Genomic DNA, 14292 nt, shown 5'->3' with positions numbered 1-14292 from the left:
CATCGCGGGACGCTCGACGAGCAGGCCGGACGCCTGCACCGCGTCAGTGCCCACGAGTCCCGGAGGTCGACATGCCCGCACGGTTGCGCTCGGTGCTCGCAGCCGTCCTCCTCGTCGTCGGGGTCGTGCTCGTTCCCGTCGGCGTCACGGCGACGTGGCTGCGCACGACGGTCACCGACACCGACACCTACGTCGCGACGATCACGCCGCTCGCCACCGACCCGGCCGTCACGTCCTTCGTCGAGGACCGTGCCACCGCACGCGTCATGGTCGCGATCAGCGACCAGCACCTCGTCGAGCGGGCCCTCGACGCGTTGGAGAGCCGCGGGCTGCCTGCCGGGGCCACCCGAGCGCTCGGACTGCTCGCGGCGCCGCTCGCCGCGCAGGTCGAGCAGGTCGTCCGCCGGGTCGTCACGGCGGTCGTCGAGAGCGACCAGTTCGCCACCGCCTGGGTCGCCGCGAACCGGATCGCTCACGCCCAGCTCGTCGCCGTGCTCTCACGCTCGCCCGACGGCGCCCTCGTCGACAACGGGACGAACGTCACCATCGACATCGGCAACCTCGTCGAGCCCATCGAGCAACGCCTGGTCGCCGCCGGGGTCCCGCTCATCGACAAGCTGCCGCCCATCACCGTCTCGGTACCCCTGCTGCCGAGCAGCGACCTCGACACCGCCCGCACGGCCTACAACGCGCTGCGTGTCGGCGGGGTGGCCCTGCCGCTGCTGGCCCTCGCATTCATCGCCGGCGGGGTCGCGATGGCCCGCGACCGCCGACGAGCGTTGGTACGCGTGGGGCTCGGTGCCGCCGTCGCCTGCGTCGTGCTCGTGCTCGGGCTGTCGTTCGCCCGGTCGCACGTGGCGGGCAGCCTGCCGTCCGGGGCCTCCGCCGCCGCGGTCTCCGTCATCGACACCCTGACCGAGGGCCTGCGCCAGATGGTGCGCGTCGTCGTCGCGTTCGTCCTCCTGGTGGTGCTCGTCGCGCTCGTCGTCGGCCCGTCACGCGGAGCCCGCCGGGTGCGGTCCCTGGCCGTCGCCGGGTGGAACGGTGCCCGGAGCGGGATGGACCACGCCGCCGGCACGCCCCTCGCGATCCCGGTCGCCATCGGGGTCGCCGTCGTCTGCGTGCTCGTCGTCGTCTTCGCCGGCGACCTCGGTACCGGCTGGACGATCCTGCTGGCGGCCGTAGCAGCGCTCGCGCTCGTCGTCGCCCTGCTCGCGGGCCGGACGCCCGCCCCCGAGGTCACCGAGGTCACCGAGGTCACCGAGCCGCCACCCCCCGTCAGAGAGCCGGCAGCAGGAGCGTGATGCTCGTCCCCCGACCGAGCTCGGACTCGACGTCGATCCGTCCGCCGTGCCTCGTGACGACGCGCTGAGCGATGCTGAGCCCGAGGCCCGTCCCCGGCACCTGGAGGGTCTCGGGGTTGGTGCCACGGAAGAACTCCGTGAAGAGGCTCTCCTGGTCCTCCGGCGAGATGCCGAGGCCGTCGTCGATGCACTCGAGCACGACCCGGTCGCGACGGCTCGCGACGGAGACCGCCACCTTACCGCCGGGCGGCGTGAACTTCACGGCGTTGCTCACGAGGTTCTGCACGACCCGCTCGAGGTCCCCGGCGCTGCCCCGGACGAGCGGCAGGCGCTCCTCGAGGTCGAAGGTGAGGCTGACCTGCTGGGTGTCGGCCCGCGGGCGGAACATGTCGACGACGTCGCGCGAGACCTCTCCGAGGTCGACCTCGGCCTCGGGCACGTCCCGGTCGGGGTCGCTGACCCGCGAGAGCGTCAGCAGGTCGTCGACGAGGCTCTGCAGCCGCTCGGTGTTGCGCTCGATGACCCCGAGCGACCAGTCGCCGTTGGCCTCCGGCTCCTGCCGCATCAGCTCGACGTGCCCGACGATCGAGGCAAGGGGGTTCTTCAGCTCGTGCGACACGGTCGAGAAGAGCTGGGTCTTGCTGCGGTCCGCCTCACGCAGCTCGGCCGCGACCCGCCGCTCGACGGCATACAACCGGGCGTTGCGGATGGCCCGCCCGAGGTCACGGCCCATCTCGAGGGCGGCCTGCGCCTCGGCCTGGGTCCAGTCGGGGTCCTCGGGACCGCGCGTGCAGGCGATGTAGCCGAAGCAGCTCGACCCCGAGCCCATCGGCGCGATGAGGAGTGACCGAGCCCCGGCGTCGGCGAGGAAGACGCGCACCTGCGCGACGTCGTCGTCGTCCCACAGGAGCACCGGCTCGACGTGGCCGACGTCGACGACGGCCACGACACCGGCCTTCCAACAGCGCGCCGCCATCCGCCGGGCGATCGCCACGAGCGAGACCGGGGTCTGCACGCGCTCCCCGCTGCGCGCCGAGACGCTCTCGCGCTCGTCGTCGTCCTCACCCGCGAACGCACGCAGCCACAGGCCCGCCGACGCCAGACCAGCCGCGATCGGCACTGCCGCGACGTCGACGACCCGGGCGGGGTCGAGGTCCTCCTGGGCGATGCGCGCCACCGTCTGCACGGCCTCGCCGAGACGGACCCGCTCCGACAGGGCGTGCCGCTGCCGGGCCGCCGAGATGGCGATGCCGGTCTGGTTGGCGAAGAGCTCGAGCACGGCCCGCTGCGTCATGTCGGGGCGCCGGCCGCTCAGCGGCAGGTCGACCGACAGGATGCCGAGCAGCTCCCCGACGGCGTCGAAGAACGGTGCGATGAGGGTGTCCTCGGGGTTCCACGCGTCCGGGTCACCGGCCGGGGTCGGCGCCGTCCAGTCGGACGACACCCAGCCCTCCGCCGACCCGTCGGGCAGCTCGCCGGCGGGGACGAAACGCAGGCTCCCCCACCTCTCGGCCACGGCGAACTCGGCCTCGAGGACCGGCCGCGGTGTCCGCCGGCCGAGCAGCTCGGTGCGCGCGTCGTCGTCGCCGGCGACGGCCACGACCTCGACGTCGCCCGAGGGCACGACGACGCTGATCGCCGCCACCTTGAAGCCGACCACGTCGGCGGCGCCGTCGACGACCATGTCGAAGAGGATCGACAGGTCGTCCTGGGCACTGACCCGGTTCATCAGCTCGGTGAGCCGGCTGAGCGCCAGCACCTCCCACACCACGCCGTCGCGCACCCTGTCCCCTTGTCTGCGTCCTACCCCTGGATCGCGGCCGCCGCCACTAGGAATCGTCCCGATGGTCACGATATGTCCGCGAGGCCTCCTGCGTGGCCAGACCGGCAGAACCCGAGACGGGAAGACACACCGTGAACGTCGACCCCTTGTCGGGGGCCGAGTCGACCGACACCGAACCGCCGTGCCCCTCGGCGATGGCGCGCACGATCGAGAGCCCGAGACCCGAGCCCTGGATGGCTCGCTCGTTGGCCGCGCTCGAGCGGAAGAACCGCGCGAAGACGCGCTCGTGGTCCGACTCCGGGATGCCCATCCCCGAGTCGGAGACGACGAGGCGAACCGTGTCCGGCCGGCGGTCGTCGGGGTACGCGGCGAGCGCCACCCGGCCGCCGTCGGGCGTGAACTTCACGGCGTTGGAGAGCAGGTTGGTGACCATCCGCTCGAGCGCGGCGGGGTCGCCCTCGATCCACAGCGGCCGCGGCGACACCTCGACCTCGCGCACGAGGTCGCGCTGCGCCGTCACCGTCTCGACCGACGTCCACGCGCTCGCGACGACGTCGGACAGGTCGCACCGGCGCGGTGCGAGCTCGAGGCGGCCGGCCTCGATGCGGGAGTTGAGCAGCAGGTCCTCGATGAGCGAGAGGAGCCGACGACCGTTGCGGTCGACGCGGGCCACGAGCTCGAGCTGGCGGTCGGTGAGCGCCCCGGCAGCGCCGTCCTCGAGCATCTCGGTGTAGCCGAGCACGCTGGCGAGCGGGGTGCGCAGCTCGTGGCTGACCGCCGAGACGAAGTCGGACTTGGTCCGGTCGAGCTGGGTCAGCTCCTCGACCGCCTCGCGCTCGCGGTCGAGCGCGACCTGCAGGGTGACCTCGACCTGCCGGCGCCGGGTGACGTCCTCGGCGACGCCGAGGTAGCCGGTGAGCTGGCCGCCCTCGTCGCGGATGCCGCTCATCGTCAGGGACACGGTGCGACGGGTGCCGTCCTTGCGGACGTAGGTCCAGTCACGGGTCTCGGTCGCCGCGCCGGCCCGGACGCGGTGCACGAGCACGTCGAAGCCGGGCTCGACGCCGACCTCCTCGGCCCGGCGGTCGATCTCGGCGGGGTCGTGCAGCAGCGACCAGTCCTTGCGGCTCACGACCTCCGACGCCCGCCAGCCGAGCACGGTCTCGGCGCCCCGGTTGAAGAGGGTGATGACGCCGTCGAGGTCGGTGCCGATGATGGCGGTGGCCGTGGCGGCCTCGAGGACGGCCTCGACGAACGTGCGGGCCGCGCGCTCGTCGGTGACGTCGACGCCGGTCTTGACGAGGTGGGTCCGCTGCCCGGTGTCGTCGGTGAGGTAGGCGTTGGTCCACACGATGTGACGCACGCCGAGCCCGTCGACGCGCCAGTCCTGCTCCTCCTGGAGCGGCACGGCGCCCTCGGCGATGCCCGCCATCTGCGCGGAGACGCGCTCGCGGTCGTCGACGGGGAAGACCTCTGCGGCGGGGTGCCCGACGAGCTCGGTCTCGGGCGCGCCGAGCAGGCGCGCCGCCGTCGAGTTGAGCCGGGCGATCGACCCGGCCCGGTCGACGACGATGATCGCGCTGGCCGCGGTGTCGAGGACGACGCTGCTCAGCTCGACCTCGCTGCGCAGGTCACCGAGCGCCGCGCGCCGCTGCGTCGAGGCGACCGCGAGCGAGAGGGCCGTGACGGCCGCCGTCACGAGGAAGGCCTGGGTCAGGGCGCCGACCGTCTCGGGGCGCAGGCCTCCGACCTGTGCGGCCGCGGCGAAGGGTCCACCGCCGATGCTCGTCAGCGTCACCGCCAGGACGCCGACGACGAGGAGCTGGATCGCGACGGTGCGCAGCCCCAGCCGCAGGGCGCCCCACACGAGGACGGGGATCGGCAGGAACGCGAGCGGCAGCGCCTGGTCGGGGTTGAAGACCCAGGCCGTGAGCCCGACGACGACGACCCACTGGACGAGGTCCTCGAAGCCGGGACGTCGCGTGCGCCGCGTGCCGACCGCGATGCCGAGGGGTGCGAAGACGAGCACGGCGGCGGCGTGCGAGGCGGTCACGGCGGAGGCCGTCGCGAGGAACGGCCCACCGAGCCCCAGCCGCACGGTGAGGCCGGCGAGCATTCCGAAGACGAGCGCCCCGGCGAGCGTCGCGGCGAGGAGGTTCCAGAGGTCCTCCATCGAGGCGAGCGCGGGGCGTCGCCCACCCCGGGTCAGCAGGCCGTAGACGACCGCCACCTCGGCGGCGTTGGCCACTCCGAAGCACAGCGCCACGAGCGGCGGGCGGCCACCGTAGGCGTTGGCGGCCGCGCTCGAGACGAGGACGCCGAGGACGAAGACCCAGGCGCGCGGACCCCGTGCGGTCGCGAGGAGGAAGGAGACCGCGAGACCGGCGGCGGGCCACCAGACGGCGACGGTCGACCCGGGAGGGGCGAAGCGCACCGCGGTCGCCCCGAGCACGAAGACGCCGACGAGCGCCAGCGCCGCCGCCACCCACCAGCGGGCGCGGCCCAGGGTCGGGCGGGTCACGAGGGCGCCCCGTTCGGGGCCAGCGTCCCGGGGCTCGTCGGTCGACGCGGGGCGTCAGGAGCAGCCTTCTCCGCGGACCTCATTGACTCATGATGTCGCAGAGATCACGACAATCCGGCAAAAGGGACTTTTCACGCCCCGTGTCGCCGGTCGGTGGTCCCGGGCCTCACCAGCCGGACTGCATCGCGGAGTGCTCCGGGGCCGGCGTGCGGGTCAGCTGGAGGAAACCCCCGGGCATGTCGCGACGCTCGATCGCCCGCCGCGTCATCCCCTTCGCCGCGGCCAGGGCGACGCTCTTGTCGACGAAGGTCGGCTCGGTGCACGTGAACTCGCGCCCCTTCCACCGGATCGTGCAGCCGTCTGCGGCGCGGACGTTGCGGACCCAGTCGGTGCCGCGTCCCCACGGGAGGGCGATGACGAAGGTCGTCGGCGTGGGGATGACGGCGACCGGGGTGGCGTAGTCCTTGCCGCTCGTCCGCCCTCGGTGACGCAGCACCGCCCAGAGGGGGAAGACACGGTGCCCGGCGAGCCGGACGGCGACCTTGTTGAACTGCTTCGCACGTGCGGGAGGTCCTGCCATCCCCTCAGCATCCTCCCCACCGACCCCGACAGGACTCCTTTCACCGAGGGCGTATGCCGCCGGGCCGGGTGCCGCCGCGCGTCAGCCCAGGTGCCCGCGCACCGACGCGTGCCCCTTGAGCAGGTTGCGCGCGATGGTGCGGCGCTGGATCTCGTCGGTGCCCTCGTAGATGCGCAGGAGCCGCAGCTCGCGGTACCACCGCTCGACGGGCAGCTCGCGGGTGTAGCCCATGCCGCCGTGCATCTGGAGCACCCGGTCGACGATCTCGTTGGCCTTGACGCCGCCGTAGAGCTTGGCCATCGACTGCGACTGGCGCGAGTCGAGGCCGCGGTCGACCTGCCACGCGGCAGTGAGCACGAGCCAGCGCAGCGCCTCGATCTCGACGGCGGAGTCGGCGACCATCCACTGGATGGCCTGCCGCTCGGCGATCGGCTGGCCGAAGGTGACGCGGTTGCGGGCCCACTCCATGCCCATCTCGACGAGCCGCTCGCACGAGCCGAGGGCGCGCGCGGGCAGCATGTAGCGGCCCTTGCCGATCCACCGCATCGCGAGGTCGAAGCCCTTGCCCTCCTCGCCGAGGATCGCCGAGTGCGGGACCCGGACGTCGTCGAAGACGAGCGCGGCCGGCCCCCACTCCCCCATCGTGTCGATGGGCGTGCTCGTCCAGCCGCGGTCGCGGTCGACGAGGAAGCACGTGACGCCCCCGTCGGCCCCCTTCTCCTTGTCCGTGACGGCGAAGACCATGACGAAGTCGGCCTCGTTGCCGCCCGTGATGAAGGTCTTCTCGCCGTTGATGACCCACTCGTCGCCCTCGCGGCGCGCGCTCGTGCGGATGGCACGGGCGTCGGAGCCGGCGCCGGGCTCGGTGATGGCGAAGCACGACCTCCGGGTGCCCTCGATCGTCGGGCGCAGGTAGGTCTCCTGCTGCTCCTCGGTGGCCGAGAAGAGGATGTTGTCGGCCTCGCCGGCGAAACGGAACGGCACGAACGACCGGCCGAGCTCGATCTCGATGAGGGCCGCGACGACGGCGCCCTGCCCCATGCCGCCGTGGCTCTCGGGCGTCTGGATGCCGAAGAAGCCGGACGCGCGGGCCTTGTCCTGCAGCGCTTTCAGCTCCTCGGCAGTCAGGCCGCGCTCGTTGCGTCGCTCGCGCTCGAGCACCTGCGGCTCGAGCGGCACGATCTCCTTGCGCACGAAGGTGCGCACCCAGTCGCGGATCTCGCGCTCCTCGGCGCTGAGGTCGAAGTCCATGGTCGGTCCCTTCGTCGTGCGGTCGGGGTGGGTCGTGCCGTCGGGCGCCCAGCGGGCGTATGCCGTCCGGCGGAGGTCAGCGGGCGGCATACCTCCGCAGCTCGGCCTTGGCGAGCGCGTTCTTGTGCACCTCGTCGGGGCCGTCGGCGAAGCGCAGCGTGCGGATGCCGGCGAAGGCGGCCGCGAGCTCGGTGTCCTGGCTGAGCCCGGCGGCGCCGTGGGTCTGGATGGCCTTGTCGAGGATCCACTCGACCGTCTTGGGTGTCGCGATCTTGATGGCCTGGATCTCGGTGTGGGCGCCCTTGTTGCCGACGGTGTCCATGAGCCAGGCGGTCTTGAGCACGAGCAGGCGCAGCTGCTCGATGCGCACGCGGGACTCGGCGATCCAGTCGCGCACGACGCCCTGCTCGGCGATGGGCCGGCCGAAGGCGACCCGCTCGGAGGCACGGCGACACATCGCCTCGATGGCGACCTCGGCGAGGCCGATCGAGCGCATGCAGTGGTGGATGCGACCGGGCCCGAGACGAGCCTGCGCGATGGCGAAGCCGGTGCCCTCCTCGCCGATGAGGTTGCCCGCCGGCACGCGGACGTCCGTGAAGCGCAGCTCGGCGTGACCCCCGTGGTCGTGGTCGTCGTAGCCGAAGACCTCCATGCCGCGCACGACCTCCACGCCGGGGGCGTCGCGGGGGACGAGGACCATCGACTGCTGGCGGTGCCGGTCGGCCTCGGGGTCGGTCTTGCCCATGACGATGAGGACCTCGCACTCGGGGTTCATCGCCCCGGTGATCCACCACTTGCGGCCGTTGATGACGTAGTCGTCGCCGTCGCGCCGGATGCTCGTGCCGATGTTGGTGGCGTCGCTGCTCGCGACGTCGGGCTCGGTCATCGCGAACGCCGAGCGGATCTCGCCGCGCAGCAAGGGTTTCAGCCAGCGCTCCTGCTGCTCGGCGTTGCCGAACTGGGCGAGCACCTCCATGTTGCCGGTGTCGGGCGCGGCGCAGTTGAGGACCGCGGGGGCCAGACGGATGCAGCGACCGGTGATCTCGGCCAGCGGGGCGTACTGGAGGTTCGTCAGGCCGGCGCCGTGCTCGCCGGGGAGGAACACGTTCCACAGACCGAGGTCGCGCGCCTCCCGCCGGAGGTCCTGCAGGACCGGGGCGGTGCTCCACGCCCAACGGTCGGGCAGCGCCGAGACCTGCTCGTCGAAGACCGGCAGCGACGGCACGATGCGCTCGTCCATGAGGCCGAGCAGCTCCTGGCGCAGCTCCTCGGTGCGGGCGTCGAATCCGAAGTCCATGGTTCAGCTCTCCTTGACGGCGGCGAGGCCGGCCGTGACGAGCGGGACGGTGGCCTCGCCGATGCTGGCGAAGCCGCTCCCGACCGTCTGGCCCTGGGTGTAGCGGTAGTGGATGCCCTCGAGGATGACCGCGAGCTTGAAGTAGGCGAGCCCGAGGTGGAACGAGAGGTGCCCGAGGTCGCGACCGCTCGCGGCGGCATACCGCTGGCGCAGCTCGGGCCCGCTGATCCAGCCGGGCGTCCGCGAGACGTCGGAGACGGCGACGCTGTCCATCATGAGCGGGAGGGTCTGGTAGGCCTCGAGCAGCGCCACGTCGGTGAGCGGGTCGCCGAGCGTGGCCATCTCCCAGTCGAGCACGGCCGACACCTCGTCGTCACCGGTGACGAGGAGGTTGTCGAGGCGGAAGTCCCCGTGGACGATCGTCGGATCGCCTTGCGCGGGAACGGAGCCCGCGAGGCGCTCATGGAGCTCTTCGATGCCCGGCAGCTCGCGGCTGCGGGAGGCGTCGAGCTGCTGCTTCCAGCGCCGCACCTGCCGCTCGAGGAAGCCGTCGGGACGGCCGAAGTCGGAGAGCCCCACGGACGCGGGGTCGACGGCGTGCAGGGCGACGAGGGTGTCGACCATCCGCTCGCTGATCGCGCGCACCCGCTCGGCGCCGAGCGGCTGGAGCTGCGCCTCGAAGCGGTAGGGCGTGCCCGCGACGCGCTCCATGACGTAGAACGGCGCCCCGATGACGTCGGGGTCGTCGCACACGGCATACGTGGCGGGGACGGGCACGGCGGTGTCGCGCAGGGCGGTGATGACGCGGTGCTCACGCACCATGTCGTGCGCGGTGGCGAGCACGTGGCCGAGGGGCGGCCGCCGCACGATGACGGTGCGGGTCCCGTCGCCCACCTCGTAGGTGAGGTTGGACTTGCCGCCCGCGACGACCCTTCCGTTGAGCGGACCGTCGAGCAGGCCGGTGGCCGCGTCGTCGAGGAAGCCCCGGAGGCGGTCGAGCGGCAGGCCCGGCGGGTCGCCGTCGGGGGCAGGGGCGTCGCGGGCGTCCGTCACGTCAGTCCTTCGGCCCGCCGGCGACGTAGATGACCTGGCCGGAGACGAAGCCGGCCTCGTCGCGCACGAGGAAGGACGTCGTGGCGGCGATGTCCTCGGGCTGTCCGACGCGGGCCACCGGGATCTCCTTGGCGGCGCCCTCGAGGAACTGCTCGAAGGTGATGCCCATGCGCTCGGCCGTCTGCCGCGTCATGTCGGTGGCGATGAAGCCCGGGGCGATGGCGTTGGCCGTGACCCCGAACTTGCCGAGCTCGATGGCGAGGGTCTTCGTGAAGCCCTGCAGTCCGGCCTTGGCCGCGGAGTAGTTGGCCTGCCCGCGGTTGCCGAGCGCAGAGGTCGAGCTGAGGTTGACGATGCGGCCGAACTTCGCGTCGATCATGTGCTTCTGCGTCGCGCGCGTCATGAGGAACGAGCCACGCAGGTGGACGTTCATGACGGCGTCCCAGTCGTCGGCGCTCATCTTGAAGAGCATGTTGTCGCGGATGATGCCCGCGTTGTTGACGAGCACCGTCGGGGCGCCGAGCTCGGATGCGACACGGTCGACGGCCGCCTGGACGCCCGCCTCGTCGGACACGTCGACACCGACGGCGAGGCCCTTGCCGCCGGCAGCCTCGATCTCGGACACCACTGCAGCACAAGCGGACTCGTCGAGGTCGAGGACGGCGACGGCAAACCCGTCGGAGGCGAGGCGCTTGGCCACGGCGGCGCCGATGCCGCGTGCGGCCCCGGTGACGACGGCGGTGCGCTGGGAGGTGTTCGGCTGGTCGGTCATGCGTTCTCCTGCTGGTCGGCGGTCTGGTGGGGGTCGAGCTTCTGCTGGAGCCGGTTCATGCCGGCGAGCCAGGCGTCGGGGTGCGCGGCGCGCTGCGCGTAGTAGCCGCCCACCTCGGGGTGCGGGAGCACGTAGAACTCGTCGCCCGCGAGCGCCCGGAACGCGGCGTCGGCGACCTCGTCGGCGGTGAGCGTCGCGTCGAGGGTGAGCAGGTCCTTGAGCGGGCCGGAGCCGTCGAGCATCCGGGTCTGCACGCCCTGGGGGCAGATCGCCTGCACGACGATCCCGCGGTGGCGGTACGTCGCGCTCAGCCACTCGGCGAACGCGACGGCGCCGTGCTTGCTCACGGAGTAGGGGGCGTCGCCGAGCATCGTCAGCAGCCCGGCGGCCGATGCGGTGACGACGAGACGGCCGCCACCGGCGTCGAGCCAGCGCGGCACGAGGTGCCGGGCGGCGCGCACGTGGGCGAGGACGTTGGTCTCGAGGGTGCGGGTCCACTCGTCGTCGGACGCGTCGAGACCGGCGAGCGTGCCGATCCCCGCGTTGGCGAAGAAGACGTCCACCTGCCCGAAGCGGTCGTATGCCGTGTCGACGAGGTGCCGCACGCCGGCGTCGGTCGACGTGTCGCCCGGGACGGCGGCGGCGCCGATCTCCTCGGCGGCCGTCGCGAGCTCGGCCGCGTCGAGGTCCGCGACGACGACCTGCCAGCCCTCGCGCGCGAGGCGGGTGGCGATGGCGCGGCCGATCCCCCGGGCTGCTCCGGTGACGACGGCGGTGTCGGGCATGCTGCTCCTCGCGATGGACTAAGCGCTTGCTTACCTTGACGACAAGGAGCCCCCCACGTCAAGTGACCCCCACCCTTCCCAACCGTCGAGAGGCCACGAACGGCCCCGTCGGCACCGTCGAACGGCCACGAACGACCCGCAGGTGGGCTGGGGTCAGCCGACGACGCGCTCGATGAACGCGACGGCCCGGTCGAGCGCCTCACGTCCGTCAGCGGTGTCGAGGTCGAACTGGAACTCGTGCCCGAGCCGCGGCTCGTGGTCGTCGGCGAAGAGCAGGGCGTCGTGGTCGACCCCGTGCCGCTGCAGCGCCTCGACGAGCGCGAGGGTGTGCGGGAGGAGGGGGTCACCGTTGCCGGCGGAGACGAAGGCCGGAGGGAACGACGGCGTGACGTGGACCGGGACCGAGCCCTGCCGGGTCGTGCGCTCGTCGTGGCGCCGGCTCGAGCCGAGGTAGGACCAGATGGCCGTGTCGACGAGCCAGCTGCCCAGCCGGGTCGACCCCTGCGCGAGCGTGAAGTCGTACGCGCCGCAGAAGAGCACGAGGCCCCTGAGGGACTCCGGCGGCACGTCGACGTCGATGCCGACGTCGCTCGCGTAGGCCGCGTCGCTGACGAGCAGGCCGACCTGGGAGGCGATCTGGGCACCGGCCGAGTCGCCGGCGAGGACGATGCGCGCCGGATCCACGCCGAGCCGGTCGGCGTGGTCGACGAGGTGGGCGAGCGCGGCCGCCACCTGCCTGACAGGCGTGGGATAGCGCGAGCCCGGGGCGATCGAGTAGTCGACCCCGACCGTCGTGAACCCGCGACCGGCGAGCACGCGGAGGTAGTTGGCGACGTCGCCCTTCGACCCCGACACGAAGGCGCCGCCGTGCACCCAGACGACGGTGGGCAGGGGCTCGTCGCGGGGCGGCCTGAAGACGTCGAGCCGCCCGTCGGGCGACGCGATGTCGTACGCCTCGTCGACGACCTCGACGAGGTCGCCCGGGACGTGCTTCTCCAGGGCCGCGCTCGCCCGCGCCCCCCGCGGTCGAAGACGGCCCGGACGAGCAGCGCCGAGGGCCAGGGGGTCGTCCGAGCGGTCACGACCAGCGCGCCGGCGGCGGTCGCCGTGCCCAGCGCGAGCCTGCGCGCGAGACCGCGGGTCCGGTCGACGATGCCACCCATGCGGCGAATCTAGTCCGGTCGACCGCGGACGTCGGCCACTCGAGCGCTGACCACCGGCAGATCGTGGCCTCTCGACGGTGGATGTGGTGGGTGTCGGCGGGGCGGGGCAGGATCGGGACATGCAGCTCTCCGACGTCGTCGCCACCTCGCACACCGTCGCCGCCACGTCGTCGCGCACGGCCAAGGTCGAGGCGCTGGCGGCCTGCCTGCAGCGTGCGGCGCAGGACGGACCCGACGTCGTCGAGGTCGTGACGGCCCACCTGTCGGGTGCCCTCCCGCAACGCCGCATCGGCGTCAGCTGGCGGGGGCTGCAGGGCCTGCCCGGCGCGGCGGAGGCCTCGACCCTGACGGTCGAGGAGGTCGACGCCGCGGCCACGACGATCGCCGCCATCGGCGGCTCGGGCTCGGGCGCGGCCCGCAGCGCCGCCGTGCGCGACCTCTTCTCACGCGCCACCGCCGACGAGCAGGTGTGGCTGCGCGGCCTCATCACGGGCGAGACCCGGCAGGGCGCGGGCGACGGGGTCGTGCTCCAGGCGATCGCCAAGGCGGCCGAGGTGCCCGACGCCGCGGTGCGACGCGCCGTCATGCTCGCCGGCTTCGCGGGGCCGGTCGCGCGCGCGGCCCTCACCGGCGGCACCGACGCCCTCGCGGCCCTGACGCTCGAGGTCGGACGCCCGCTGCGACCGATGCTCGCCGGCTCGGCCCCCGACGTCGCCGCGGCCCTCGACACGCTGGGAGGCGAGGTGGTCGTCGAGACCAAGCTGGACGGCATACGCCTCCAGGCGCACGTCGACAACCGCACGAGCCCCGGCAGCGTGCGCCTCTTCACCCGCACCCTCGACGAGGTCACCGACCGGATGCCCGAGATCACCGAGGCGCTCGCGACGCTCGACGTCGAGACGCTCGTGCTCGACGGCGAGGTCATCGCCCTCGGTGACGGCGGCCGGCCGCAGCCCTTCCAGGTCACGGGCGCCCGCACGGCGAGCTCGGCCGACGTCGACCGGCTGCGCGAGCAGGTGCCGCTGACGCCGTTCTTCTTCGACCTGCTCCATCTCGACGGCGAGGACCTGCTCGACGAGCCGGCGCACGTGCGCTGGCAGCGCCTCGCCGCGACGGTGCCGCCGGCGTGGCGGGTGCCGCGCGAGCGCACCGACGACCCCCAGCGCGCGCAGCAGTTCTTCGACGACCTCGTCGCCGCCGGCCACGAGGGCGTCGTCGTCAAGGACCCCGCGCTGCCGTATGCCGCCGGCCGCCGCGGTCCCGGGTGGGTCAAGGTCAAGCCGCGGCACACCCTCGACCTCGTCGTCCTCGCCGTCGAGTGGGGCAGCGGCCGGCGCCAGGGATGGCTGTCCAACATCCACCTCGGCGCCCGCGACGCCGACACCGGTGAGCTCGTCATGCTCGGCAAGACCTTCAAGGGGATGACCGACGAGATGCTCGCGTGGCAGACCGAGCGCTTCAGCGAGCTGGCGCTCGACCCGGCCGACGTCGGGGCGGACCGGTCGGGCCAGCAGTGGGGGGTCGTCCCGCTGCGCCACGAGCAGGTCGTCGAGATCGCCTTCGACGGCGTGCAGCGGTCGTCGCGCTACCCCGGCGGCATGGCGCTGCGCTTCGCGCGGGTGCTGCGCTACCGCGACGACAAGCCGGTCTCCGAGATCGACACCGTGCAGACCGTGAGGTCGCTCGCCGGCTGGTGAGCGCGCCCCGCGTCGGCGCGTCGTGAGATGGCACGCCGCTATCTGTTGCCTACGCCACAGTACGTAGGTAAGTTCCGGCCAGACGG

The 14292-nt window shown here is 73.0% G+C and carries 11 protein-coding genes; 2 read left to right on the top strand and 9 right to left on the bottom strand.

Annotated elements, in window-relative coordinates; all coding sequences use genetic code 11:
* The first annotated feature begins 71 nt into the window (after positions 1-71).
* Entirely contained in the window at positions 72-1304 is a 1233-nt protein-coding gene (locus ACSQ2D_RS03715; RefSeq protein WP_435984680.1) for a hypothetical protein, read from the top strand.
* Here ACSQ2D_RS03715 and ACSQ2D_RS03710 read toward each other — a convergent pair.
* From ACSQ2D_RS03710 to ACSQ2D_RS03670, 9 genes are all read right to left on the bottom strand, one after another.
* Positions 1279-3087: a sensor histidine kinase gene (locus tag ACSQ2D_RS03710; RefSeq protein WP_435984679.1), complete on the bottom strand. Its 1809-nt coding sequence runs from the start codon at positions 3085-3087 to the stop codon at positions 1279-1281. The two genes, ACSQ2D_RS03715 and ACSQ2D_RS03710, sit on opposite strands and share 26 nt — an antisense overlap.
* Positions 3088-3133: 46 nt before the next feature.
* A complete protein-coding gene (locus ACSQ2D_RS03705) occupies positions 3134-5608 on the bottom strand; it encodes an ATP-binding protein (protein ID WP_435984678.1) in 2475 nt (824 codons plus the stop codon).
* A 166-nt stretch (positions 5609-5774) separates the two neighbouring features.
* Positions 5775-6188 carry a nitroreductase family deazaflavin-dependent oxidoreductase gene (locus tag ACSQ2D_RS03700; RefSeq protein WP_435984677.1) on the bottom strand — a complete coding sequence of 138 codons (414 nt, stop codon included), beginning with the start codon at positions 6186-6188 and terminating at the stop codon, positions 5775-5777.
* A gap of 81 nt (positions 6189-6269) precedes the next feature.
* Positions 6270-7529: an acyl-CoA dehydrogenase family protein gene (locus tag ACSQ2D_RS03695; protein ID WP_435984676.1), complete on the bottom strand. Its 1260-nt coding sequence runs from the start codon at positions 7527-7529 to the stop codon at positions 6270-6272.
* Positions 7516-8736: an acyl-CoA dehydrogenase family protein gene (locus ACSQ2D_RS03690; RefSeq protein ID WP_435984675.1), complete on the bottom strand. Its 1221-nt coding sequence runs from the start codon at positions 8734-8736 to the stop codon at positions 7516-7518. The genes ACSQ2D_RS03695 and ACSQ2D_RS03690 overlap by 14 nt, the downstream gene beginning before the upstream one ends.
* Positions 8737-8739: 3 nt before the next feature.
* Entirely contained in the window at positions 8740-9789 is a 1050-nt protein-coding gene (locus ACSQ2D_RS03685; protein ID WP_435984674.1) for a phosphotransferase family protein, read from the bottom strand.
* A 1-nt stretch (position 9790) separates the two neighbouring features.
* Complete coding sequence (fabG, locus tag ACSQ2D_RS03680) at positions 9791-10561, bottom strand: 3-oxoacyl-ACP reductase FabG (protein WP_435984673.1); 771 nt, start codon at positions 10559-10561, stop codon at positions 9791-9793.
* Entirely contained in the window at positions 10558-11346 is a 789-nt protein-coding gene (locus ACSQ2D_RS03675) for an SDR family NAD(P)-dependent oxidoreductase (RefSeq protein ID WP_435984672.1), read from the bottom strand. Before ACSQ2D_RS03675 ends, fabG begins: the two co-directional genes overlap by 4 nt.
* A 153-nt stretch (positions 11347-11499) precedes the next feature.
* Positions 11500-12630 (bottom strand): alpha/beta hydrolase, encoded by a 1131-nt coding sequence (locus tag ACSQ2D_RS03670; RefSeq protein ID WP_435984671.1) that lies wholly within the window; start codon positions 12628-12630, stop codon positions 11500-11502.
* Here ACSQ2D_RS03670 and ACSQ2D_RS03665 point away from each other — a divergent pair.
* On the top strand, positions 12629-14206 hold the full coding sequence (locus ACSQ2D_RS03665; RefSeq protein WP_435984670.1) for an ATP-dependent DNA ligase: 1578 nt from the start codon (positions 12629-12631) through the stop codon (positions 14204-14206). The two genes, ACSQ2D_RS03670 and ACSQ2D_RS03665, sit on opposite strands and share 2 nt — an antisense overlap.
* Positions 14207-14292 lie beyond the last annotated feature (86 nt).

The organism is Terrabacter sp. LjRoot27, from assembly GCF_964254175.1.
Classification (GTDB): Bacteria; Actinomycetota; Actinomycetes; order Actinomycetales; family Dermatophilaceae; genus Terrabacter.
The sequence above is the reverse complement of the archived record's forward strand: the minus strand, read 5'-3'. Positions and strand labels throughout refer to the sequence as shown.

Bases quoted from the DNA above. Each gene is read 5' to 3' on its own strand.
- ACSQ2D_RS03715 (WP_435984680.1), top strand. From the start codon at position 72: ATGCCCGCACGGTTGCGCTCGGTGCTCGCAGCCGTCCTCCTCGTCGTC.
- ACSQ2D_RS03700 (WP_435984677.1), bottom strand. From the start codon at position 6,188: ATGGCAGGACCTCCCGCACGTGCGAAGCAGTTCAACAAGGTCGCCGTC.
- ACSQ2D_RS03695 (WP_435984676.1), bottom strand. From the start codon at position 7,529: ATGCCGCCCGCTGACCTCCGCCGGACGGCATACGCCCGCTGGGCGCCC.
- ACSQ2D_RS03690 (WP_435984675.1), bottom strand. From the start codon at position 8,736: ATGGACTTCGGATTCGACGCCCGCACCGAGGAGCTGCGCCAGGAGCTG.
- fabG (WP_435984673.1), bottom strand. From the start codon at position 10,561: ATGACCGACCAGCCGAACACCTCCCAGCGCACCGCCGTCGTCACCGGG.
- ACSQ2D_RS03675 (WP_435984672.1), bottom strand. From the start codon at position 11,346: ATGCCCGACACCGCCGTCGTCACCGGAGCAGCCCGGGGGATCGGCCGC.
- ACSQ2D_RS03665 (WP_435984670.1), top strand. From the start codon at position 12,629: ATGCAGCTCTCCGACGTCGTCGCCACCTCGCACACCGTCGCCGCCACG.
- ACSQ2D_RS03670 (WP_435984671.1), bottom strand. From the start codon at position 12,630: ATGTCCCGATCCTGCCCCGCCCCGCCGACACCCACCACATCCACCGTC.